Annotated in this window: 20 protein-coding genes; 14 read left to right on the top strand and 6 right to left on the bottom strand. The window is 57.2% G+C overall.

What is annotated here, in order from left to right:
- Positions 1–269 precede the first annotated feature (269 nt).
- The 9 genes from GVO84_RS12295 to GVO84_RS12255 all read left to right on the top strand — a co-directional run bounded on the left by GVO84_RS12295 (position 270) and on the right by GVO84_RS12255 (position 8787).
- Entirely contained in the window at positions 270–458 is a 189-nt protein-coding gene (locus GVO84_RS12295) for a hypothetical protein (protein ID WP_023335881.1), read from the top strand.
- An 82-nt stretch (positions 459–540) separates the two neighbouring features.
- Positions 541–1950, top strand: a complete 1410-nt coding sequence (locus GVO84_RS12290) for a PLP-dependent aminotransferase family protein (protein ID WP_121423877.1) — start codon at positions 541–543, stop codon at positions 1948–1950.
- Positions 1951–2221: 271 nt separating this feature from the next.
- On the top strand, positions 2222–3367 hold the full coding sequence (gene ydcS / locus GVO84_RS12285) for a putative ABC transporter substrate-binding protein YdcS (protein WP_121423876.1): 1146 nt from the start codon (positions 2222–2224) through the stop codon (positions 3365–3367).
- A gap of 17 nt (positions 3368–3384) precedes the next feature.
- Positions 3385–4398: an ABC transporter ATP-binding protein gene (locus GVO84_RS12280; RefSeq protein ID WP_159514302.1), complete on the top strand. Its 1014-nt coding sequence runs from the start codon at positions 3385–3387 to the stop codon at positions 4396–4398.
- Between the two features lie 7 nt (positions 4399–4405).
- Positions 4406–5344: an ABC transporter permease gene (locus GVO84_RS12275; RefSeq protein WP_370686477.1), complete on the top strand. Its 939-nt coding sequence runs from the start codon at positions 4406–4408 to the stop codon at positions 5342–5344.
- The gene (locus GVO84_RS12270; protein WP_159514300.1) at positions 5334–6140 is read left to right on the top strand and encodes an ABC transporter permease; all 807 of its coding nucleotides are present in this window, start codon (positions 5334–5336) and stop codon (positions 6138–6140) included. The genes GVO84_RS12275 and GVO84_RS12270 overlap by 11 nt, the downstream gene beginning before the upstream one ends.
- A gap of 24 nt (positions 6141–6164) precedes the next feature.
- Complete coding sequence (patD, locus tag GVO84_RS12265) at positions 6165–7589, top strand: aminobutyraldehyde dehydrogenase (RefSeq protein ID WP_159514299.1); 1425 nt, start codon at positions 6165–6167, stop codon at positions 7587–7589.
- Between the two features lie 182 nt (positions 7590–7771).
- The gene (locus GVO84_RS12260; protein WP_013096478.1) at positions 7772–7945 is read left to right on the top strand and encodes a GhoT/OrtT family toxin; all 174 of its coding nucleotides are present in this window, start codon (positions 7772–7774) and stop codon (positions 7943–7945) included.
- Between the two features lie 86 nt (positions 7946–8031).
- Positions 8032–8787 (top strand): alpha/beta fold hydrolase, encoded by a 756-nt coding sequence (locus GVO84_RS12255; protein ID WP_159514298.1) that lies wholly within the window; start codon positions 8032–8034, stop codon positions 8785–8787.
- Between the two features lie 90 nt (positions 8788–8877).
- On the opposite strand, the gene GVO84_RS12250 is transcribed toward GVO84_RS12255, so the two are convergent.
- From GVO84_RS12250 to GVO84_RS12240, 3 genes are read right to left on the bottom strand one after another with little or no spacing between them, the layout of a single operon-like run.
- On the bottom strand, positions 8878–11055 hold the full coding sequence (locus GVO84_RS12250) for a virulence factor SrfC family protein (RefSeq protein ID WP_159514297.1): 2178 nt from the start codon (positions 11053–11055) through the stop codon (positions 8878–8880).
- Positions 11052–14033 (bottom strand): virulence factor SrfB, encoded by a 2982-nt coding sequence (locus tag GVO84_RS12245; RefSeq protein WP_159514296.1) that lies wholly within the window; start codon positions 14031–14033, stop codon positions 11052–11054. Before GVO84_RS12245 ends, GVO84_RS12250 begins: the two co-directional genes overlap by 4 nt.
- Before the next feature lie 4 nt (positions 14034–14037).
- Positions 14038–15384 carry an SrfA family protein gene (locus GVO84_RS12240; protein WP_159514295.1) on the bottom strand — a complete coding sequence of 449 codons (1347 nt, stop codon included), beginning with the start codon at positions 15382–15384 and terminating at the stop codon, positions 14038–14040.
- Between the two features lie 282 nt (positions 15385–15666).
- On the opposite strand from GVO84_RS12240, the gene GVO84_RS12235 reads away from it, so the two are divergent.
- The gene (locus GVO84_RS12235; protein ID WP_159514294.1) at positions 15667–17265 is read left to right on the top strand and encodes an ABC transporter substrate-binding protein; all 1599 of its coding nucleotides are present in this window, start codon (positions 15667–15669) and stop codon (positions 17263–17265) included.
- Between the two features lie 95 nt (positions 17266–17360).
- Positions 17361–17594, top strand: coding sequence for a YdcY family protein (locus GVO84_RS12230; RefSeq protein WP_121423868.1), 234 nt, complete (start codon positions 17361–17363; stop codon positions 17592–17594).
- Positions 17595–17597: 3 nt separating this feature from the next.
- Here GVO84_RS12230 and GVO84_RS12225 read toward each other — a convergent pair whose 3' ends face one another.
- Together GVO84_RS12225 and GVO84_RS12220 are read right to left on the bottom strand one after the other, a co-directional pair.
- Entirely contained in the window at positions 17598–18047 is a 450-nt protein-coding gene (locus GVO84_RS12225) for a DMT family transporter (RefSeq protein WP_121423867.1), read from the bottom strand.
- Entirely contained in the window at positions 18044–18562 is a 519-nt protein-coding gene (locus GVO84_RS12220; protein ID WP_159514293.1) for a GNAT family N-acetyltransferase, read from the bottom strand. Before GVO84_RS12220 ends, GVO84_RS12225 begins: the two co-directional genes overlap by 4 nt.
- Before the next feature lie 148 nt (positions 18563–18710).
- On the opposite strand from GVO84_RS12220, the gene GVO84_RS12215 reads away from it, so the two are divergent.
- The 3 genes from GVO84_RS12215 to GVO84_RS12205 all read left to right on the top strand — a co-directional run bounded on the left by GVO84_RS12215 (position 18711) and on the right by GVO84_RS12205 (position 21316).
- A complete protein-coding gene (locus tag GVO84_RS12215) occupies positions 18711–19286 on the top strand; it encodes a helix-turn-helix domain-containing protein (RefSeq protein ID WP_063142657.1) in 576 nt (191 codons plus the stop codon).
- Positions 19287–19351: 65 nt separating this feature from the next.
- A complete protein-coding gene (locus tag GVO84_RS12210) occupies positions 19352–20392 on the top strand; it encodes an NADP-dependent oxidoreductase (RefSeq protein ID WP_159514292.1) in 1041 nt (346 codons plus the stop codon).
- A 255-nt stretch (positions 20393–20647) separates the two neighbouring features.
- On the top strand, positions 20648–21316 hold the full coding sequence (locus GVO84_RS12205; RefSeq protein WP_159514291.1) for a GntR family transcriptional regulator: 669 nt from the start codon (positions 20648–20650) through the stop codon (positions 21314–21316).
- A 119-nt stretch (positions 21317–21435) separates the two neighbouring features.
- On the opposite strand, the gene pqqU is transcribed toward GVO84_RS12205, so the two are convergent.
- Positions 21436–23550: a TonB-dependent receptor PqqU gene (pqqU, locus tag GVO84_RS12200; protein WP_159514290.1), complete on the bottom strand. Its 2115-nt coding sequence runs from the start codon at positions 23548–23550 to the stop codon at positions 21436–21438.
- Positions 23551–23717: the final 167 nt, after the last annotated feature.

Here is a 23717-nt window from a genome sequence, read left to right as displayed (position 1 = left end):
ATATACTTCGCACTGAGGAATAAAAACTGTATTTTTATGATTTTTACGCATAAAACCGCTTGCCTTGTCGTCTGCGCCGTGCGTTAATGGTCTTCTGGTTTTGAGTCCAAATAAATATCTGACGTAGTTTTATAAAGCAGTTCTCATCACGTTGTGCCTCTCCGCAGCCTCTCTTGGGTCTTTATCTACTTTCCGATTCGTTTTGTTTAAAACCATTATTGCCCAATCGGCCCATTAGTAATTTACGTTTTACGTTTCAGGAGAATCCTATGACTTCTTATATCCATTTTCGCTGCCCATGCTGTCATGGCTCGCAGTACCGTACCTCAGTCTTTGATATGTCTGAGAAAAACCCACTCGGCGCGAAATGCATCTTTTGCAAATCGTCGATGATTACGCTCGATCACCTGGCCGCTGCGCGTCAGGCGCAAAGCCACGTTACCGAGTACCGTAAGTAATTCATTTCGCGAACAATAACAGTTAGCTAAATCTTCTCTTTTTCTCCTGCTGATATACACTGTCGGTCATAAGGAGAATCTGATGAAAAAATACCAGCGTCTGGCGCAACAAATTATCTCGCAGATTGAGCTTGGCGTATGGCTGCCGGGCGATAAGCTGCCTTCGCTGCGAGAGCAGGTGGCGAGCAGCGGTATGAGTTTTATGACCGTTGGCCACGCGTATCAGATGCTGGAAAGTCAGGGGCGCATTGTCGCCAGACCGCAGTCGGGCTATTACGTTGCCTCGCGCCCGACCGCACAACAGCCTGCTCCACCTGCCCAGGTGATGCGTGACGAAGTGGTGGATATTAACACCTACATCTTCGACGTCTTACAGGCCAGCCGCGACCCGTCCGTTGTTCCTTTTGCCTCCGCGTTTCCCGATCCCCGACTTTTTCCGCTGCAGCAGCTCAACCGCTCGCTGGCGAACGTCAGCAAAACCGCGACGGCGATGAGCGTGATTGAGAACCTGCCGCCGGGTAACGTCGATCTTCGCCACGCCATTGCCCGTCGCTACGCGCAGCAGGGAATGAACATCTCCCCGGAAGAGATCGTGATCACCGCAGGCGCACTTGAAGCGCTCAATCTCAGCCTGCAGGCGGTGACCGAGCCGGGCGATTGGGTGATAGTCGAAAACCCGTGTTTCTACGGCGCGCTGCAGGCGCTGGAGCGTCTGAAGCTCAAAGCGTTGTCAATTGCGACGGATGTCCGCGAGGGGATTGACCTGAATGCCCTTGAACAGGCGCTGAATGAGTACCCGGTTAAAGCCTGCTGGATCATGACCAACAGTCAGAACCCGCTTGGCTTCACGCTGAGCGCGGAGAAAAAAGCGCAGCTTGTGGCGCTGTTAACGCAGCACAATGTCCCCCTGATTGAAGACGATGTCTACAGCGAGCTCTATTTTGGCCGCGAAAAGCCGCTCCCGGCGAAAGCATGGGATCGTCAGGACATGACGCTGCACTGTTCGTCCTTTTCAAAATGTCTGGTGGCCGGTTTTCGCATCGGCTGGGTCGCGGCAGGAAAACACGCGCGACGCATTCAGCAGCTGCAGCTGATGAGCACGCTCTCAACCAGCTCTCCCGTGCAGCTGGCGCTGGTGGATTACCTGGCGACTAAACGTTACGACGCCCATCTTCGCCGCCTGCGGCGGACGCTCGCCGAGCGAAAGCAGCAGGCCTGGCAGTCACTTCTGCGCCATATGCCTGCCGGCGTCAAAATCCACCATAACGACAGCGGCTACTTTTTATGGCTGGAGCTTCCGGCGCAGCTCGATGCGGGGCTACTGAGTGAAAAAGCCTTAACGCACCACATCAGCATTGCCCCCGGAAAGATGTTTTCCACCTCTGACGCATGGACACCGTTCTTTCGTTTTAATACCTCCTGGGCCTGGGGAGAGCGAGAAGAACAGGCGGTCATTCAGTTAGGAAAATTAATTAGCGCGATGATGGAATAATCTTTTCTGCGTTATTTAAATAATCAATTCTTATCCTGATGACGGCACGGCGAATATTTCGCGGTGTCCTGTCATAGGAAATCTGCATACCGTCTCTCGCGGCTAACTCCTTGTCTATAATCCAGTTAACGGGGAATGCGCCCTCTGTCACACCTTGATGAAATTTCCTGAAGCCGTACGGTGCGGCGCATTTGCGCGGTCTACGTTTAATAAAGGAGATATTTTTACGGCACGGCTGCCGCTAAATTTCATTGCGACAGGAGTAACTCTTATGAGCAAAAATTTTGCCCGCAGCAGCCTGTGTGCGCTCGGCATGACTATCATGACAGCGCAAGCCGCAGAACCACCAAAGGCCATTGGCGACGGGGAAGGTCGGCTGGATATTATCGCCTGGCCGGGATACATCGAACGCGGACAGACGGATAAAAATTATGACTGGGTCACCCAGTTTGAAAAAGAGACCGGGTGTGCGGTCAACGTCAAGACGGCGGCCACGTCGGATGAAATGGTCAGCCTGATGGCGAAAGGGGGATATGACCTGGTCACCGCCTCGGGTGACGCCTCGCTGCGCCTGATCATGGGGAAACGCGTTCAGCCCATTAACCCCGACCTCATCCCCAACTGGAAAACTCTCGACGCGCGGATTGTGAAAGGGGAATGGTTTAACGTCGGCGGTAAAGTCTACGGCACGCCGTACCAGTGGGGGCCAAATCTGCTGATGTACAACACCAAAACCTTCCCGACGCCACCGGACAGCTGGAGCGTGGTCTTTACCAAACAGGATCTGCCGGACGGTAAAACCAATCAGGGACGCGTGCAGGCCTACGACGGCCCGATTTATATCGCCGATGCCGCGCTGTTCGTCAAAGCCACGCAGCCGCAGCTGGGTATTAAAGACCCGTACCAGCTCACCGAAAAACAGTATGCCGCCGTGCTCAAGGTGCTTCGCGACCAGCACGCGCTGATCCACCGCTACTGGCATGACACTACCGTTCAGATGAGCGACTTTAAAAATGAAGGTGTCGTGGCCTCCAGCGCCTGGCCGTATCAGGCGAATGCCCTGAAGGCAGAGAACCAGCCCGTTGCTACCGTCTTCCCGAAGGAGGGAGTGACCGGCTGGGCGGACACCACCATGCTGCACGCGCAGGCAAAACACCCGATGTGCGCCTACAAATGGATGAACTGGTCGCTGACGCCGAAAGTGCAGGGCGATCTGGCGGCGTGGTTTGGCTCCCTGCCCGTGGTTGCAGAAGGGTGTAAGGCCAGCACGCTGCTGGGTGATAAAGGCTGCGAAACAAACGGTTATAACGAGTTCGACAAAATCATGTTCTGGAAAACCCCCATCGCAGAAGGCGGCAAATTTGTCCCTTACAGCCGCTGGACGCAGGATTACATCGCCATCATGGGCGGTCGTTAATTGCCCGGGAGCAGAACATGACGTACGCAGTAGAGTTTAACAACGTTTCCCGTCTGTACGGCGACGTACGGGCGGTGGATGGAGTCACCATTGCTATTCGTGACGGAGAATTTTTCTCCATGCTGGGGCCTTCGGGCTCCGGCAAAACCACCTGCCTGCGTCTGATTGCCGGCTTTGAGCAGCTGTCAGGCGGCACGATTTCTATCTTCGGCAAAGAGGCGAGCGAACTGCCTCCCTGGGAGCGGGATGTGAACACCGTCTTTCAGGACTACGCGCTGTTTCCGCATATGTCGATCCTCGACAATGTCGCCTACGGGCTGATGGTCAAAGGCATCGACAAGAAAAAACGCCATGCGCAGGCCCGTGATGCCCTGGAGAAAGTGGGCCTGAGCTTTGCCGTTACCCGCAAACCTTCGCAACTTTCCGGCGGCCAGCGGCAGCGTGTCGCCATCGCCCGCGCGCTGGTGAATGAACCGCGCGTCCTGCTGCTGGACGAACCCCTTGGTGCGCTCGATCTCAAACTGCGTGAACAGATGCAGTTCGAGCTGAAGAAGCTTCAGCAGGAACTCGGCATCACCTTTATTTTTGTCACCCACGATCAGGGCGAGGCCCTTTCCATGTCAGACCGGGTGGCGGTGTTCAATAACGGGCGCATCGAGCAGGTGGATACCCCGCGCGATCTCTACATGCGTCCGCGCACGCCGTTTGTCGCCGGTTTTGTCGGCACCTCTAACGTCTTCGATGCGAGCCTTGCGCAGAAAATATGCGGCATGGAGGGCAGCTATTCCCTGCGTCCGGAACATATTCGCCTTGATGAGGGCGGAGACGTTCAGGTTCAGGGTGTCGTGCAGGCCGTTCAGTATCAGGGGGCGGCCACGCGGCTGGAGCTGAAACTCGCCGACGGAGCCAAGCTGCTGGTGAGCCAGGCTAATCTCAGTGAAACCTCGCCGCTGAGCGGCATTGCGCCGGGGCAGGCCGTCACGGCGTCGTGGTCACGCGAGGCGATGATTCGCCTGCACGAGGAGAGGTGAAATGGATATGAGCGTTGCGCATCCTCCCGCCTCGCGCGGCCGCTTAAGCCGCATGACGGCGCTGTTCTGGCGTAAACCGTCGCTCGGCCTGTTCCTGCTTCTGCTCGCGCCGCTGATGTGGTTTGGCATCGTCTATTTAGGATCGCTTCTGACCCTGCTGTGGCAAGGGTTCTACACCTTTGACGATTTCACCATGGCCGTCACGCCGGATCTGACCCTGGCGAACATTCAGGCGCTTTTCAACCCGGCCAACTACGACATCATCCTGCGCACGCTAACGATGGCGATTGCGGTGACGATTGCCAGCGCCATCCTGGCATTCCCGATGGCGTGGTACATGGCGCGATACACCCGCGGCAAGTGGAAAGCGTTTTTCTATATCGCCGTGATGCTGCCGATGTGGGCGAGCTACATCGTCAAAGCCTACGCCTGGACGCTGCTGCTGGCGAAGGACGGGGTGGCGCAGTGGTTTCTCAACCATATGGGGCTGGAGCCGATCCTGACCTCACTCCTTACGCTCCCGGCGATTGGTGGCAACACCTTGTCCACCTCCGGGCTGGGGCGGTTTCTGGTCTTCGTCTACATCTGGCTGCCGTTTATGATCCTGCCGGTCCAGGCGGCGCTGGAACGCCTGCCTGCCTCGCTACTGCAGGCCTCAGCCGACCTTGGCGCGCTCCCTCGCCAGACCTTTCGCTACGTCGTTCTGCCGCTGGCGATCCCGGGTATTGCGGCTGGCTCAATATTCACCTTTTCCCTGACGCTGGGGGATTTCATCGTTCCGCAGCTGGTGGGGCCGCCGGGTTACTTCATCGGTAACATGGTCTACTCGCAGCAGGGTGCCATTGGCAATATGCCCATGGCCGCCGCGTTCACGCTGGTGCCCATCGTGCTGATTTCACTCTATCTGGCGTTCGTGAAACGTCTGGGAGCATTCGATGCACTCTGAACGCGCACCGCTGTTCCTGAAAGTGGCAGCCTGGGGAGGCGTTATCTTCCTGCACTTCCCGCTGCTGATTATCGCGACCTATGCCTTTAATACCGAAGACGCTGCCTTCAGCTTTCCGCCGCAGGGGCTGACGCTGAAGTGGTTTAGCGTGGCGGCGGGGCGCGGCGATATTATTGAATCCGTGACGTTGTCACTTCAGATTGCGTCGCTATCCACCGCAATTGCCCTTGTGCTTGGCACGCTTGCTGCAGCGGCGCTGTGGCGAAGCGAGTTTTTTGGCAAGAATGCGATCTCACTGTTGCTGCTGTTACCGATTGCGTTGCCGGGGATCATCACCGGCCTGGCGCTGCTGACAGCATTCAAAACGATCGACCTTGAGCCGGGGTTTTTCACCATCGTGGTCGGACACGCCACCTTTTGCGTGGTGGTGGTGTTTAACAACGTGATTGCCCGGTTCAGACGCACCTCCTGGAACCTGGTGGAAGCGTCGATGGATCTCGGGGCCGACGGATGGCAAACCTTCCGCTATGTGGTGCTGCCCAATCTGGGTTCCGCGCTGCTGGCCGGGGGAATGCTGGCGTTTGCCCTGTCGTTTGACGAGATAATCGTCACAACGTTTACGGCGGGACACGAACGCACGTTACCGCTGTGGTTGCTCAATCAGCTTGGCCGTCCGCGCGACGTGCCGGTCACCAACGTCGTAGCACTGCTGGTGATGCTGGTGACAACTATCCCCATTCTGGGAGCCTGGTGGCTAACCCGCGACGGCGAGAACATCGCCGGCAGCGGGAAATAACAGTGAATTCAACAGGAAAATGCTATGCAAACACAACTGCTGATAGAGGGAAAACTGGTAGCCGGAGAGGGAGAAAAACAGCCGGTCTATAACCCGGCCACTGGAGAACTCCTGCTGGAAATTGCCGAGGCGTCAGCGGCTCAGGTCGACGCGGCGGTTCAGGCGGCCGACCGTGCTTTTGTGGAGTGGGGACAAACCACACCGAAAACCCGCGCCGAGTGCCTGCTGAAGCTGGCGGATGCGATTGAAGCGCATGGGGAGGACTTTGCCCGGCTCGAATCCCTCAACTGCGGCAAGCCGCTGCACTGTGCTCTGGATGATGAAATTCCGGCGGTGGTCGACGTTTTCCGTTTCTTTGCCGGGGCCGCCCGCTGTCTGAACGGGCTGGCCGCGGGCGAGTACCTTGACGGCCACACGTCGATGATCCGCCGCGATCCGGTGGGCGTGGTTGCCTCTATTGCCCCCTGGAACTATCCGCTGATGATGGCGGCATGGAAACTGGCGCCCGCGCTGGCGGCAGGGAACTGCGTGGTGATTAAGCCCTCCGAGATCACGCCGCTGACCGCGCTGAAGCTGGGAGAGCTGGCAAAAGATATTTTCCCGGCAGGCGTTCTGAACGTCCTGTTTGGTCGGGGGAAAACGGTCGGCGATCAGCTTACCGGGCATGAAAAAGTCCGCATGGTTTCGCTGACCGGTTCGATTGCTACCGGGGAACATATCATCGGCCATACGGCGTCCTCTATTAAACGCACCCACATGGAGCTGGGCGGTAAAGCGCCGGTTATCGTCTTTGATGATGCCGACCTGGATGCGGTTGTCGAAGGGGTGCGGACGTTTGGTTTCTACAACGCCGGGCAGGACTGTACGGCGGCCTGCCGTATTTATGCCCAGAAGGGCATTTATGCCGCGCTGGTGGAAAAGCTGGGCGCAGCGGTCGCCAGCCTTAAAATGGGAGCGCCGGAGGAGGGCTCAACCGAACTTGGGCCGCTCAGCTCGGCCGCCCATCTTTCACGCGTCTGTAAGGCCGTCGATGACGCGAAAGCGCTCGGCCATATCCGCGTCGTCACGGGCGGGAGCAAAAAAGAGGGGGCGGGCTACTACTTCCAGCCAACCCTGCTGGCGGGGGCAAAACAGGACGACGCCATCGTTCAGCGCGAGGTGTTTGGCCCGGTGGTGAGCGTCACCGAATTTGACGACGAGGCGCAGGTGCTGGCCTGGGCGAACGATTCGCAGTATGGACTGGCGTCATCGGTCTGGACCAAAGACGTGGGCCGCGCCCATCGCCTGAGCGCGCGCCTGCAGTACGGCTGCACCTGGGTGAATACCCATTTTATGCTGGTGAGTGAAATGCCGCACGGCGGCATGAAATTATCCGGCTATGGCAAAGATATGTCGGTCTACGGACTTGAGGATTATACGGTTGTCCGGCATGTGATGATCAAACACTAAGCCCGTCATGCCTGGTCGTATTCGCGGCCAGGCGTTCGCCAGCCCGCCATGAGTGTTATGCATGATACTCAATTGTTATTATCCATGAATTTTAAGTGGTTATTCTGTAACGAAAAAACTTGATCTGTATCAACATATGACGCATATTGCGTGCGGTTATTTTTTCGGCTCTGGTATACAGAATGACGTTGTATCAAAAGATGTTGGTTTTTTACGCAATCATGGCTTCCATCTGCGCATTAATTACCTGGTTCCTCTCCAAAGACCGCAAACGTATCCGCCTGCTCAGCGCTTTTCTGGTGGGGTCAACCTGGCCAATGAGCTTTCCCGTTGCGCTGCTGGTCTCGCTTTTCTGAAGCACGCTTCCATTTTTAAAAGATGAATATGGCATTCCAGATACGATAACTGTATAAATACACAGTGCATCGTAAAAGGAGTGCTTATGAACAGTTTTTACTCGCAGCAGGCCGGTTGTACCGTGCGCTGGCATGACCTGCCCGGCACCGGCGATCCCGTTGTGTTCATCCACGGGCTGGGCTGCGCCTCTTCCTATGAATATCCCCGTGTCGTTCATGACCCGCTGTTTGGCTCGCGCAGAGCGATTCTCATCGATTTGCCCGGCAGCGGCTACAGCGACAAGCCTGAGCACTACAGCTATAAAACTACCGACCAGGCGCACGTTGTGGCGGAGCTGATTGACCACCTTAAGCTGGATGCCTTCTGGTTATACGGCCACAGCATGGGCGGCAGCATTGCTATCGAAACGGCGGGGCTGCTGGCAACGCGCGTGAAGGGGCTGATGGTGTCAGAGCCCAATTTTCATGCGGGTGGCGGGATGTTCAGCCGGTCTATTGCAGCGCAAACCGAGCAGCAGTTTCTGAACCAGGGCTATGACGCCATGCTCAGCGCGGAAAAAACGGCGTGGGCGGGGTGTCTGCAGAGCAATGCGCCGTACGCCGTCTGGCGGGGCGCATCGAGCCTGGTGGCGGGCGTGGAGCCCGAATGGGAAGCGCAGTTCCTGTCACTCCCTTGCCCGGTAACGTTGATTTTCGGCGAGCTGTCTCTGCCGGATGACGATGTGGACAATCTGAAGCAAAAGGGCGTTGAGGTAAAAATCATCCCTGCGGCGGGGCATTCAATGTCGTGGGAAAACCCGTCTGCGCTGGCAGAGACGTTAGCCTGGTGTATGGCAGTGTGATTATCGTGCAATTTATCATCGTTGCAAAATGTAGGCCGGGTAAGCGCAGCGCCACCCGGCAAGAAATGCGGCTACATTGTTAATCAGCGTTTAGCGTAATAATGCGTGCAAGGCCTGACGAGCGTCATGCTGAACATCATGCGGGTGCTGGTAATCAATGTTCTCTATCGCGCGGCTATAGAGGGCGACCAGCCAGTCGTAAACGTACGCGGTGGCCGCATGCACAGGCTGTTCCCCCAGGCGCGTCAAGCGGGGCTCGGCGCTGCTGACCACCGGCGTAACGAAGATTGCCTGGCCCTTGCGGATGCGGCTTGCCGGACGTCCCGCCACGGGCGTCTGGTCGTAACCCAGCCAGCCAATGAAATTGCCCATCACGGCATGCAGCTGTGCAGCGCTGCTTTTATCCGCTTCGACGATACGCTGAAGCTGTTGAGGCAGTTCAAGCCGGTAGCTGGTGACCACCAGGACATCCGCGATTTGCTGTAACACCGCAGGTTCCAGCCCAAGACGGGCGGCCGCGGCCTCATTGCGGCTCCACTGGCGCAGATGATTTATCCAGACTCTATGCGCCAGCCGCGCTTTGTCTTTTGTCTGGAACAGGCCGTTGCTTTCCTGCGCATTCTCGGCAAACAGGTCAATGGTGTCCGTAAACAGCCCGTTCACCTGCTCCTCGCGAGGCTGCTGAACGGCGAGCAGTGTTTCAAAGGCTTTCAGCGGCGGCAGCAGGCCTTCAAGCAGTTCGCCGTGGCGGGCGGCGCTGTTTTGCAACGTGCGCACCATGTTTTCGGCCTGAACACGTCTTGTCCCCGGTTCCTCAACCAGCGGCGCAAGATAGCTTTGCATCAGCGATGAGAGCTCCTGTCGCAGCAGGCCTTTCAGCGTGCTGAGACGCTTGTGTCGCTGCGCGGGCAGCGTGGCCTGAGAGAGCCACTCGATGACGCGCTGCATGCTGTGGCTGTCCAGCGCCTGCAGCGTGCCCCAGCGTAAACCCGGTTTCCCGAGCAGATGCTGTACGGCTTCATCGAGATTCTGCCGGGTGGTAAAGCGAGCGTCGTGAGGGGTAATTGCCCACACCAGACCCGGAAGGGCAGACTCTTCAGCAGGCTGCGTCTCCTTCACCCAGTTCATCAACACTTTTGCTTTTTTGGCCGTCTGTTCGTGCTGCGCCGTCGCATTACAAATCACCAGCACATCAGGCTGAAGCTGCTGACGGTAATGCTCGAGCAGCCACTGGGACTTCGCCTGGCGTAGCGGGTCGGCACGGTTATCTTCAAAAACTGGAATATCAATAATATCGACGTTATCCAGCGCGCCGCTCTCAACCGGCAGCACCAGCTCGCGGGTCAGGAAGGCCAGAACATCGACGGGGATACTGATGGCGTTAAGCATTTCACCGCTATTTAGCGGATGAAGCAGCGTCTCCTGCGCGTCCTGAAGGTCTAACGTGCCGTCGTGCGTCAGGAACCCTTCACCCGGCAGCCCAAAGCTGTCCACCAGCAGGCTAAGCGGGGCAGCAAGCTCACCGGCATGGCTGGTCTGGTGCAGCACATGGGCCAGTTTTAACCACTGCTGGGTCAACTCCTGCTGCTCGCCCCACAGCAGCGACCAGACGCTGGCCCGCGTGCTGAGATCGAGCGAGGGCACCAGCTGGGCAAATTCATGCCACAGGGCATCGTCAATTTGCTGTTTCGCGGCGGGTACGGTGCTTTGCCAGAAGCGGGCAATCGCACCCACTTCCTGACCCGTGATGCCGGGCACGCCCTGCGGCTGGCGCAGCCCGCGCCATTTCTCGAGACGTGTCTCAATGACCGCCTTATCCACCGCGCGCATCTGCGGATGCAGGGTCGTGCGGGCAATAAACAGCTGTACCAGCTCGGCCTCGGTGACCAGACGCAGACGCAGCGGGAACGCCTCATCGGCCAGCTCCGGGTTTTCCCGGGTGAAGCGGACGGCCATGTTGGTCAGGGCATGCCCCGGATTGATATGCGAAAAATAGTCAAATGTGCGCTGGCCCGGCGTCACGTTCAGGCGTCCATTACCGCTGCCGCACAGAGACAACAGCAGGTGTGCTTTCGCGCTCTGCGAATGACCGTACAGCCCAATGCTGCTCTGGCGGGACATGGCGCGTTCAATGGCCTGCTCCCGCGCCTGCGCCGCGTTGATGCGAGCAAGCAGGGCGTCAGCATCGTTATCCAGCACAGGGGCGTTCAGGCGCGTCTCATTAATCCACCCGATTAAGGCCTGAGTGGTGGTCGTCGTCGCTGTCATTTCAGGTATACGCTCCCGCTGTCGATCCAGTAGTGGCTACCGCTGTGTCGGCGATCGGCCAAAGTATTCAGTTTGAAGGTTAATGCGTCAGGCGCAACCGGCGTGCCGTCCTGCAGCCAGGCATCGCTCAGCTCGAAGGCCTCCGGGCCTTCCTGCTTGCTGCCGCCGCAGAGTTTCAGCCGCACGTTCAGCACGCCGTCACCGGCAATGGCTTTCGCCAGTTCAGCCGAGTTAATGCTGAGCGTGTAGAGCGGCGTGGCGGGCCAGCGCGCGTTCGCCAGCTGGCGGAAGCCGAGGGTGACGTTACCGCGCAGCGGGAAGTGCAGACGTGCGTCGAGCTTCGCGCCGGGTTTATCAAGATCGATATCCTGATACCAGACGTTTTCCTCGCGCAGGGTATTGACGGTGTTATCCAGCACGCCGAGATACCGCACGGTTGAATACGCGCCAATGTCCGCGGCTTTAAAGTTGAAGCGCGGCAGACGCAGGTCGAGCGCCAGGCTGCAGAGCATGGCTCCCACGGCGGCCGTCGATTTCGGGTTGCCAATGCGCCCCTGCTGGCTGAACGGATACCACTCGTGCACCTGGTATTTATCCAGCCAGACGATGCGATTGACCGGCACCGGCTGCAGATGACGAATGAGCGCCTGAACGCCAGGCAGGCAGCCGGGGCGTCCGGTGATCAGCAGAATATCGCAGCTGTAATGGGATATCGCCTCACACACCGCGTGGAGCGGTGAGGCCAGCGTAAACTGCCCGGCCAGCATCGCATCCTGCATTTCGCGGAAGTTCACGTGAAGCGGCACCGCGAACAGGTCAAACGCGTCTGAACCCGCCGGCAGGGCATGATCGATCGCCTGCTGCAGGTAATTCATCACGTTACGGGTCGGCTTCTGCCGCAGGAGATCGCCAAAGTTGGCATGCAGACCGGCCAGCGGATCGTCGACATCGCTCGATTCCCACGCGGCAAGAATGGCGTGGCCAATCGGCATAAAGAGCTGAAGCGCCGTTTGCTGGCGGAGTACGGCCTGGGTATCGATGCGCCCGGAGTCGCCGAACAGCGAAGCCATCAGCAGCGAGGCGTCCGCGATGCCGGATTTCTGCAGCTGCGTTTGCAGGGCGGGCAACACGTAGCGCTGAATCACGTCCAGAAGCGTATCGTCACCCGCGACCTTAAATCCTTCACGGAACAGCAGCTGCGGGGTGATCTTGACGTTATTCCCGGAACCGTCATCCAGCTGATAATGGGTGATCGCCATATCCGTTGTGCCGCCGCCGATGTCGATGGACGCGACGCGCAGCGCGCGGCCCGGCTGGCTACCCGGCTCAGGCTCACGGTCCGGGCGAGCCAGGGAGGCGAAGAAGGCTTCTGTCTGACCGCCAAAGCGGGAGATCGCTTCGTTATACAGCCAGACCAGTTGACCACAGCTGGCTTCATCCCACTCCATCTGGATTTCAGGCACCGGCACCACGCTTTTATCCTGCTGTTTGCGGGTGACAAAGTCCTCATCCTGCGGGTGCCATCCCATCGCTTTCCAGACGATGGCGATGGCTTCAAACATGCGGCGACGGAAAATCTCGCGCTCCTGCTTTGGCATGGCCGAGGGCAGCGTCAGGATCAGGGTGCGCAGCTGGCGCGGCGACGCCGGGAAGCCCAGACGCAGGCGCGTGGCGACGCTGTTGATCTGCCCCAGCGCCTGCGCCAGCAGCTCGCAAAGCATGTGCGTCATCAGGGTGCTGCGGCTGTACTGCGGCGAGAAGACCGGCAGCCGCTCGTCCTGCGGCAGCGTGAAGAGCGGCTCTCCGTCATCGTTCATCAGGTTCATCAGCGGAAACGCGGTGGCAAGCGGTTCACGCTGGGTTTTGCTGTTCATCTGGCTAAAGCGCCAGTCCTGCACGACCGGCGTTTCATCCCACAGGTAGCGGCGCGGGCTGGAGATGCCGCTATTGCCTTCCGTTCCCAGACGCTGCATCGCCAGCTTGCGGGCTTCATCACCGACGCGAACAATCGACGGCCAGACGAAGGCGTCTTCGCGACCGCTTTCAACCGAGAAGTGCTGCTTGCCAAAACGCGCTTCCGAAAACTCGAGACGGCTGGTGAACAGCGGCTCGTTCAGGAGCTGCGGCTCGCTTAACGAGCGGACCTGCAGCTCGGCGGTCTGGCGCAGCCCATCGTTGGCGTCGCCGTGGTCTTCAATAATGACGCCGCAGGTGTGGGTATTGCCCACGTCGAGGATCAGGTCGACCGGAATGGCAGGGGTGCTGAGCGTATGGGTAACAAATTTCACTTCAGGCACGGTGAGCTGTTCACCGAGCATGGTCATCAGGTTGAGCCAGTGGGCCTGGTATTCAAACCCGCGCATCGCCTGCTGGAGATCGCGTTCTGAGCGGTTTTCAACGCCGTCGGCATACTGGGTAAATGCCTCTCGCAGCCAGCCGTCAATCCAGGTCTGGTCGAGGAAACTTTCAACCTCATTGTCTCGCCAGGCCAGCGCGAAACGGGTCCCGTTCAGAATATCGTTTTCAACCGGGGACTGGGCTGACGTGGCGTGTTCAGCAATCTGGCTGTCGAGGGCGAGGGTCACGCGGTGCGTATTGCCTGCCGTATCGGGTGTATCCAGCCTGCGCACCTGAACGCGTGCCCAGTTATCCGGCCCCTCAACAAAGGTTCGCGGTGGGTTGAAGCGCAGGAACGGAACCGGAAGCCAGACGCCGTCCAGCACCGTCAGAGACTGATGCAGCGGGATGGTGGTTTCCGGTTTGACCACTTCAGGCTGCCCGCCGTTCGTTCCCGGCACGGTATAACGTCCGTTGACCAGGTCGAAATCGAGTCGCAACAGCGGCCCGTTCGCGGTTTTACGTACGAAGCGCCCGTTGCTGGCGGTGTCCTGCGGCGTCAGACCGAAATCAAGGAACTGCACGCCGCTGTTGGCAATAAGCGTGACGCTTTGTTTATAGTCGCAAAGATTAACCAGCATAGGATCAGGCACCTGCTTTCTTGAACGTCAGTGGGACGACGGTATTGGCATCATAACGAGCGCGACATTCTGCGATATCGCTGGCGCCTGCTTTACAGGCAACCTCCGGCATCGGGTAGCGGGAGCCGTCGGTGCAGCGGGCAGTACCGCGACTTTTAATCATCAGCTCGCCGTTGCTGTGCAGCCCGGAGAAGACCTCCGCGCGGCAGACAACGTTATCGCCATGGACAACCCGGGCGAAACCTTTATTGTTCTGGATCTGATAGCGCATTGACGGCGGCTTGCCGGTGACCGGATCTTTCACGTCGAGAACCGCACGCCAGGTGCCGTTCAGGAAACGCGTCGATCCCGCTTTCACCTGATTCGCTTCCATTACCATGGCATCTTTCGGGATGGCGACAATCACCACCGGAGCGGGCTGTGGCGCAGGAACGGGAGCCGGTTCTTTTTCTTTGCTTGCCAGGACTTCAGCCTGATGCAGCGGTAATTTCATTGCCAGCGGCTCAACCGCTTTGATCGGGTTAGGCGCAATCTCGACGGGCTGAGGTGCAGGCGCCGGGGCGGGCTCAGCGGAAGGGGACTGTTTTGGCCACAGCAGCGGTGCGGCAATGGCGGCAACGATTACGGCGGCAACCGGCAGCGTCCACAGGGGAACGCGGCGCTTTTTCGCGACGATCGGCACAGCCGGTTCCTGAACGGGTTGCGCAACGGCCGGGGCTGGCTCAGGCTCATACAGGTCTTCCGGCGTAATGCGCACCACCGTGGAAGGGGCGATCAGCGGCTCGTCGGCGTGTTCAAAGGCCACCAGCGGTTCTGGCTCGGGTTCTGGTTCAGGATCTTCAATGACAACGGGGGCAGGCTCAGGGACCAGCGATTCACGCAGGCAGTCGAGGACATCGTCGCGCGCATTCTCGTTCAGGTTTACAAACCCCCAGAAGCTGATGACCGGCTTTCCGTCTACCAGGAAGAGGAAGTTTTCACCCGGGAACTGAAACGCCTTCGACAGCAGAGAACCAAAAAGCTGCTGCGCGGTTTTGGGGGACTGGAGGCATTTCTTGCTTAACGACTCGACGCTGGCCAGCGTGTTTTCCAGATAGCGCAGGGCGCGATAGCGGTCATCTTCATCGGCCGCTTTCCAACTGGTTACGCTCCCTTCAACAGGGGAATACCAGTCCACGCGGTCACCGCTGTCGTTGACCTGAGGAATAGCCAGACAGTCGACGATGGCCTGTTGTTTGCGCAACCGGAGCGCTTCCCGGATTTGTAACGCTGATTCAAAAACGGCTTGTCCGCCGCCGCCAACGGCCTGAAAGTCATCCAGGTTACCGCTGCGTAAAAGAGTTTTTGCCACGATTTGATCCCATATACTTCTTCACACCGTTACTTTAACGAAACGAGGAAGCAACCAAACGGGGGAAGAGACGCTAAAAGGGCCGATTTCTTACGGCATAGAAAGTGACGGTTGTGCTTGACGAATAATGGCCCTTAAGGCAAATCACGATTTTGGGGCTGGCGGTTAAAACAGCAAATAACGCGGCTTTAGAATAACCTGATAGTGTTTCGTTATTTGCCAGGTCATACCGCCTGTGCTGTTATTACTGTCTTATATAATAAAACTGTCAGGGTTATAACCATGTCTACAGGGAAAACACTGCTCGCCCTTGCGCTGAGCGCTCTTCTACCAGCCGGTGCCGCATGGGCGGCAAATAACGACACGCTTATTTACTGTTCTGAAGCGTCCCCCGAGTCGTTCAACCCGCAAATCGCCAGCTCTGGCCCGTCATTTGTGGCCAGCTCTCAGGTGCTGTACAACCGCCTGATCAATTTCGATCCGGTGAAAAACACCCCGGTCCCGTCGCTGGCAGAGTCCTGGACGATTTCACCGGACGGCAAGACCTATACCTTTGCCCTGCGCAAAGGGGTGAAGTTCAACAGCAATAAATACTTCAAACCGACGCGCGACTTTAACGCCGATGACGTTATTTTCTCGGTCATGCGTCAGAAAGACCCTAAACACCCGTACCATAATATTTCGCAGGGCAATTACGAATACTTTAACGATGTCGGGCTCGATAAGCTGATTCAGGACGTGAAAAAGGTCGATGATTACCACGTCCAGTTCACCCTCAGCGAACCCAACGCCGCGTTTCTGGCCGACTGGGGGATGGATTTCGCCTCCATTCTCTCCGCTGAATACGCCGACGCGATGCTGAAAAAAGGCACGCCTGAAAACGTAGATACCTGGCCGATTGGTACCGGGCCTTATGTCCTGCAGCAGTACAAGGTGGATTCGCTGATCCGCTACGTTGCTAACCCGAACTACTGGGAAGGCGAAGTGCCGACGAAACATCTCATCTTCTCCATCACGCCAAATGTGGAAACCCGCCTGGCGAAGCTGCAGACCAACGAGTGCCAGATTATTCCTGCGCCATCTCCGGTGCAGTTTGACGCGATCAAGAACAACAAAGACCTGACGCTGCACTCGGTCGATGCGCTGAACGTCGGCTATCTGGCGTTTAACACCGAGAAAAAGCCGTTTGATAACGTGCTGGTGCGTCAGGCGCTTAACTACGCGACCGACAAGAAGGCTATCGTCAATGCGGTCTTTATGGGTTCCGGTACGGTGGCAAAATCGCCGATCCCGCCAAATATGCTGGGCTTTAATAAAGACCTGAAGGACTACAGCTACGATCCTGAAAAAGCGAAAGCGCTGCTGAAGCAGGCCGGGCTGGAGAAGGGCGCGGAAGTCACGCTGTGGTCAATGCCGGTTCAGCGTCCGTACAACCCTAACTCACGCCGTATCGCGGAGATGATCCAGAGCGACTGGGCGAAAGTTGGCGTGAAGGCTAAAATCGTCTCCTACGAGTGGGGCGAATACCTCTCCGGAATGCGCAAAGGCGAACATGACTCCGCGCTGTTTGGCTGGATGTCCGATAACGGCGATCCGGACAACTTTGCCGACGTGCTGCTGGGCTGCAACAGCATTAAAACAGGCTCCAACGCCGCGCGCTGGTGCGATAAAGGTTATGATGCTCTGGTGCAAAAAGCGAAGCTGACCAGCAGCCCGGCCGAGCGTGCGAAACTCTACGGCCAGGCGCAGGAGATCTTCTACCAGCAGGCACCGTGGATCGCACTGGCAAACGGGAAAACGTTCTATGCAACCCGCAGCAACGTGACCGGCTACAGCGTGAGCCTGATGGGCAGCGATTTCTCCAAAGCGAAGCTGAACTAGTTTGTTGCCCGGTGGCGCTGCGCTTACCGGGCCTACGGTTCCCCTGTAGGCCGGGTAAGGCGTAGCCGCCACCCGGCAATTAACAAGGAGTGACAATGTCACATTTAAACGACGTTACCGCCCGTGTGGATGCCGCCATCGAAGAGAGCGTGATTACCCACATGAATGAACTGCTGATTGAATTAAGCGATGACGCAGAGCTTAGCCGTGAAGATCGCTACAACCAGCAGCAGCGGCTGCGTACCGCGATTTCACACCACGGTAAGCAGCATAAAGAAGAGATGGACGCGCGGGAGGAACAGCTGACCAAAGGCGGCACCATACTGTAACGATCAAAACTGGCGTCGCGCCACCAGCCAGGCCCCGACGACCAGCATCACCGCGCCGCACACCGGGCCAATCAGGGCGCGCAGCGGAACGCCATTGCTTTTCAGCACGTCCATCACCAGCCCGCCAATCAGCTGGCTTGCCACCAGCACGGCGATAGTCGTCGCCGCGCCAACGTTCTGATACCCGCTAATGCTGGCAAACACGAAAAATGACCCCAGCAGCCCCGGAATAAGCGTCCACCAGCGTACCGTTGCGGCCAGTTCGCTAAACCCGGCGAAGCCCTGTTTCAGCAGCAGAATGCTGACAAACAGCACAATGCCGACCAGAGAGTTCAGCAGCATCGCGATAAGAATGGTGGAGGAGGACTGAGTGATACGCACCATTAAGGTGTTTTGCACCACCAGACCTATTCCCGCCGCCACCAGAAACGCCAGCGTCAGTGACTGATTCATGGGATGGCGTCCGGATCGCTGCGCTCGTCCAGCTGAAGCTGCATAAAGGTTAAGTCCAGCCAGCGGCCAAATTTGGTCCCCACCTGCGGCATCTGCCCCGTTGTCACAAAACCGAGCGTTTCATGGAGATGAATCGAGGCATGGTTTTGCGCTTCAATACCGGCCACCATCACGTGTTTACCGATGGTGCGGGCCTCGTTAATCAGCGCGTTCATCAGCGTGCGGCCAATACCTTTGCCCTGATGGTCCGGGTGGACATAGACCGAATGCTCAACCGTATGGCGAAAGCCGTCGAAGGCGCGCCAGTCGCCGAAAGAGGCGTAACCGGTGATCGCACCGTTTTCTTCACTCACCAGAACCGGGTAACCCGCGAGCGTGCGCGCCTCAAACCACGCGATGCGGTTATCGGTATCGACGGTTTTATCGTTCCAGATGGCGGCAGTATGCAGCACCGCGTGGTTGTAGATTTCTCCTATCGCGGCGCAGTCTTCTTTGCAGGCATGACGAACGATCATGATTAACCCTCTGTGTGTTGTTCACTATAGTATTACGTTATTCCTACGATATTACACAATGGCATTGCCCGAACGCTACGGCATAAGCCATATTTTTTTGTTATCAAAAGCCCATTGAAATGCCGTTCATACACTATAGTATGACGTCATGAACACCATAACAGACACGATGAATCAACGGATTAGCGCAAGAATTCGCCTTGAACGCGAGTCTCGCGGATGGTCCCTGAGCGAGCTTGCTGACCGGGCAGGGGTCTCGCGCGCGATGATCCACAAGATAGAACGCGGAGACAGCAGCCCGACGGCCACCTTGCTTGCCCGCCTGTCTGGCGCATTTGGCATCAGCATGTCCACGCTCATTGCCCGGGCCGAAATGCAGGAGGGCAAGCTGCTGCGCCTTGCAAACCAGCCCGTCTGGCGAGATCCACAGACGCACTACCTCCGCCGCCATGTATCTCCCCGTACCGATCTGCCCATCGACCTTGTTCAGGTGGAACTGCCTGCGGGCAGCGATGTTCCTATGCCCGCATCTTCTTACGCGCTGGCACGTCAGCTTATCTGGCTCCAGTCCGGTGAGCTGGTGTTTCAGGAGGGCGATACCCGGCACGAAATGCACGCCGGAGACTGTCTCGAGCTGGGGCCGCCAAATGACTGCCGGTTCATCAACGAAACGAATGAACCCTGTATTTATCTGGTCGTACGGCTTAACCAGTCTGCCTCGTAATGCTAATGCGATAACGCCGATCGTGAGCCAGGCTGTAATGACATGTGTACCAGAAGGAGATCCCGATGAATCAACCTGTTTCGCAAAATCGCCGCTGGGTACTGGCCTCTCGTCCACAGGGTGCGCCGGTCGCGGAAAATTTTCGTCTCGAAACGCAGCCTGTTCCAGCACCCGCTGAGGGGCAGCTTTTGCTGCGCACCGTCTGGCTGTCGCTGGACCCGTACATGCGGGGGCGCATGAGCGATGCGCCATCCTATTCACCGCCGGTTGAGCTGGGTGCGGTGATGGTGGGGGGAACGGTTAGCCGCGTTGAACAGTCAAATCATCCCGACTTCAAAGCCGGGGAGTGGGTGCTGGGCTACAGCGGCTGGCAGGAGTATGAACTCTCGGACGGCAGCGGCCTGGTGAAGCTGGGCGAAAATCCGTCACACCCTTCCTGGGCGCTGGGTATTCTGGGCATGCCGGGCTTTACCGCCTATATGGGATTGCTGGATATAGGGCAACCAAAAGCAGGTGAAACGCTGGTGGTCGCCGCGGCGACAGGCCCGGTTGGCGCGACCGTCGGGCAGATCGGCAAAATTAAAGGTTGCCGGGTGGTCGGCGTCGCCGGTGGTGCTGAAAAATGCCGCCATGCCGTTGAGGTTCTCGGGTTTGACCTGTGTCTGGATCATCACGCGGCCGATTTTGCCGAACAGCTGAAACGCGCCTGCCCGAACGGGATTGATGTCTATTATGAAAACGTCGGCGGGAAAGTGTTTGACGCCGTGCTGCCATTACTGAATACCTCCGCGCGCGTGCCGGTGTGCGGACTGGTGAGCGGCTACAATGCGACGGGCCTGCCCGAGGGGCCGGATCGTCTGCCGCTCCTGATGGCGACCATCCTGAAGAAACGCATTCGTATGCAGGGCTTTATCATCGGTCAGGACTACGGGCACCGCATTAAAGAGTTCCAGGACGCGATGGGACGCTGGGTGCAGGAAGGCAAAATTCACTATCGTGAACAGGTCACGGACGGGCTGGAGAATGCACCCGAGGCGCTGATTGGCCTGCTTGAAGGGCGGAACTTCGGCAAAGTCGTGATTCGCGTCGCGAGTGACAATAAATAAACAGCATTATGGCGGGGTTTCCCGCCATATTTATTTGTGAAGATACGATATATTGTCTTTAATTAATGGACATGGCATTTCGCGCCCGCATCACGGATGGGCCCGAAACCAATAAAAGAACAAACTTTGCTTTTTTTGATGTTTTTACGTACTTCCCACCACCAGGCATGACGATACAGGATATATCGGACCAGCGTCGTTTTATTAAAACTGGCGTTTAAAAATAGCATTAAGTTTTAGCTACAGGAATTGAACATGCTTGATTTGGATCACTTAGAAAAAGCCCAAAGGATCAGTCTTACCATGCAAGTTGAACTCAGTTTGAAAGGAGCGTTAATTACGGGCTCCCTCAAACCTGGGGCACGACTGATTACGAAAGAGATCGCCGATAAATTAGGAACCAGTATTACCCCGGTTCGCGAGGCGCTTTTGCGTCTGGTGTCATCAGGGGCGTTACACGCCACGCCCGCGCAGGCATTTCTGGTTCCGGAGGTGACGCTGGAGCGTTATAACGAGATTAACGCCATCAGAAAACAGCTTGAGCCGATGGCGGTTGCCGCAGCCTGCCAGAATATGTCTGAACAAAAGCTGGAGACGTTGCGCAAAATGTCAGAAGCATTCCATGAGGCCATGCGCAACGGAAACGTTCAGCAGGCGCTTCATGCAAATCGCGTCTTCCGCTTTACGCTTTATCAGTATGCGGAAATGCCGACGCTTAATGCCTTAATTGAACAGCTCTGGGTGCGCATCGGGCCCTGTATGAACTATCTGCATCAGGAGCTTAACGACATCAAAGCGTCGACATATCACTATGACGGACTACTTTCCGCCCTTGAGCGAAGAGATGTTGCTGCCTGCCAGAAGGCGATTGATAAGGTGATTGATGAAGCGAATTTGCTTTTACAGCGACAATATTTTAACTGAGAGATTATTTAACAGAGCGACTATATACCGCACCTAATTATTTATCTGGTGAATAACTCCTGATGGTTTATTGCCATCAGGAGAGTTATTTCATTAATAAAATAAACTTTTCTTTTTGCTTACTCGAAGCGATAAGAGACCGACAGCCCGACCCCGTAGTTACGGCCTGGTGCTGGTTCGTAATAACGACCGTTGGACTCGTTGACAATAACCGAGCCAACGTATTCTTTGTCAAACAAGTTATCGACGCGGCCAAAGACGTCCATGCCCCAGTTGCCATAGTTGAATTTATAACCGGTGTTCAGCCCGACCACCGTATACGACGGCGCTTTCGCCGTGTTCTCGTCGTCGGCCATGATATCGCTCATATAGCGCACGTCAGAGCCCGCGTACCAGCCTTCCTCCGGCTGCCAGCCAAACGAAGCGTAGCCCATGTTGCGGGCGATGCCCGGCATACGATTACCGTTACAGTCTGCGTCGCCGCAGACGTTGGTGCGGTAGGTCGCGTCCAGGTAGGTCCACGCCAGCTTCAGCTTCCAGTTTTCAGCAAACTGCTGGTCGAGGGAGATTTCCACACCCTGACGACGGGTTTTACCGGCATTTTTATAGCTGGTACGTCCGCCAGAGCTGGCATCCACCACGATCTCATCATCCGTATCGGTGCGGAACAGGGCGGCGGTCAGCAGGCCATTGCCAATGCGGGTTTTGCTGCCCACTTCGTACGTGTTGTTGGTGGACGGCTTCAGGCCAATGTTCAGACCGCCCTGGTTATCGGCACGATAGGAGAGTTCGTTGATGGTTGGCGTTTCGAATCCACGCCCTGCGGCAGCGTAAAGGTTCCATGCGTCCGTCACCGCATACTTCACGGAGCCTGCCGGGAGCCACTTGTGATAGCTCGCGTCACCGCTGTCATCGCCGTTGCCCGGCGTAACGTAATGGTCGTTGGAATCAAACCAGACCGAGCTGTAGCGCACTCCCGCATCCACAGACAGCTTCTGCGTCAGCTGCCAGCTGGTTTGCAGGTAAGGGTCAACGTTCCACATCAGGTTACGTTCGTTTCGACGCTTGTCACCCTTCACGCCATAGTCCGGCACGCCGTTGTTCATCACGAAGTTCTCGTATCCGCGACGATCTTCGCTCAGGTTTTCGTAGTTCAGGCCGGTGGTAAACGTCACCGGTACGAGCAGTTCGCCGCGGTGCGTCCAGCGGGTATCGATGCCCTGATAATGACGCTGCATATCAATCACCCCGCCGGAGTGGGAGGCTTTTAGCTGCGGCTGATAGGGAATCGACTGGTACTGCGTCATTTCACGCTCACCGGCGTACATCATCACGCTGAGGTCGTCCTGCGCGCTGAGCTGGCGATCGTAGCGCAGACCGGCCTGGGTCTGCTTGATGGTCTTGCGGGTGTTGTACTGATCGCCGCGCGGAGACTGACGCGGATTATTCTGCCACTCCTGATAGCTCAGTCCGCCCGGATCGTTGGCCTTCATGTCCACGCTGTTGAAAATCAGCGTCAGCTTGCTGACGTCATCAATCCGCACACCCAATTTGGCGTTGGCCAGGTTCTTCCGCGCGCCGCTGTGGTCACGGTAGCCTTTGGTGGTGAAGCGGGTGGTGGAAACGGTGTAATCCACATCGCCCGCGTGGGTGCCGTCACCCATCGCACCGGTGGCCTTCATGCCGTAGCGCCAGGTACCGTAGCTGCCGTAATAGCTGCTGGCTTCAATGGTCGGCGGCTGCTGCCCGGTCTGGGTGTTGATGTTAATCACCCCGCCAGAGGCGTTGCCGTACAGGGCAGAGAAGGGGCCGCGCAGCACTTCAACGCTCTCCACGCTGGAGAGATCGATATTGGAGGTCTGGCCCTGACCGTCCGGCATGGTGGCAGGGATACCGTCGACGTACATACGGATACCGCGCACGCCAAACGTTGAGCGTGCGCCGAATCCACGCATTGAAAGCTGGAGATCCTGAGCGTAGTTCTGGCGGTTCTGAATTTGCAGTCCCGGCACGCTGCCGAGGGATTCAGACAGGTTGATGCGAGGCGCGGCGTGGCGCATGTCATCGCCGTTGACGACGCTGACCGCGGCCGGGGTATCCAGCTCCGATACGGTTTGCGGCGTGGCGCTGACGATCATGGTCTGTTCCTCCGCGCTCATTGCGGTTAGCGGCGCGAAAGTAACGGGAACCAGCAGCAGCGGGAGAGAAGCCTTACGGGCAGAAATGATTTTCATGAATAAAACCGGTTGTGGTGTATAAACGAACCAAATGGAACATGTCCATACATGTTAAAGGTTTTGTAAATGTTTTGAAAACTATAACCGCACATTGCGTTAATGAAAGGCGAGACGCGAAAGAAAAACTCCACATTCCTCTCATTAATGATTACTATTCTCATTAT

It is taken from the genome of Enterobacter sp. SM3 (genome assembly GCF_009811935.2).
Taxonomy (GTDB): domain Bacteria; phylum Pseudomonadota; class Gammaproteobacteria; order Enterobacterales; family Enterobacteriaceae; genus Enterobacter; species Enterobacter asburiae_D.
Note: the sequence above shows the minus strand (reverse complement) of the source record. Positions and strands in the feature narration are given on the sequence as shown.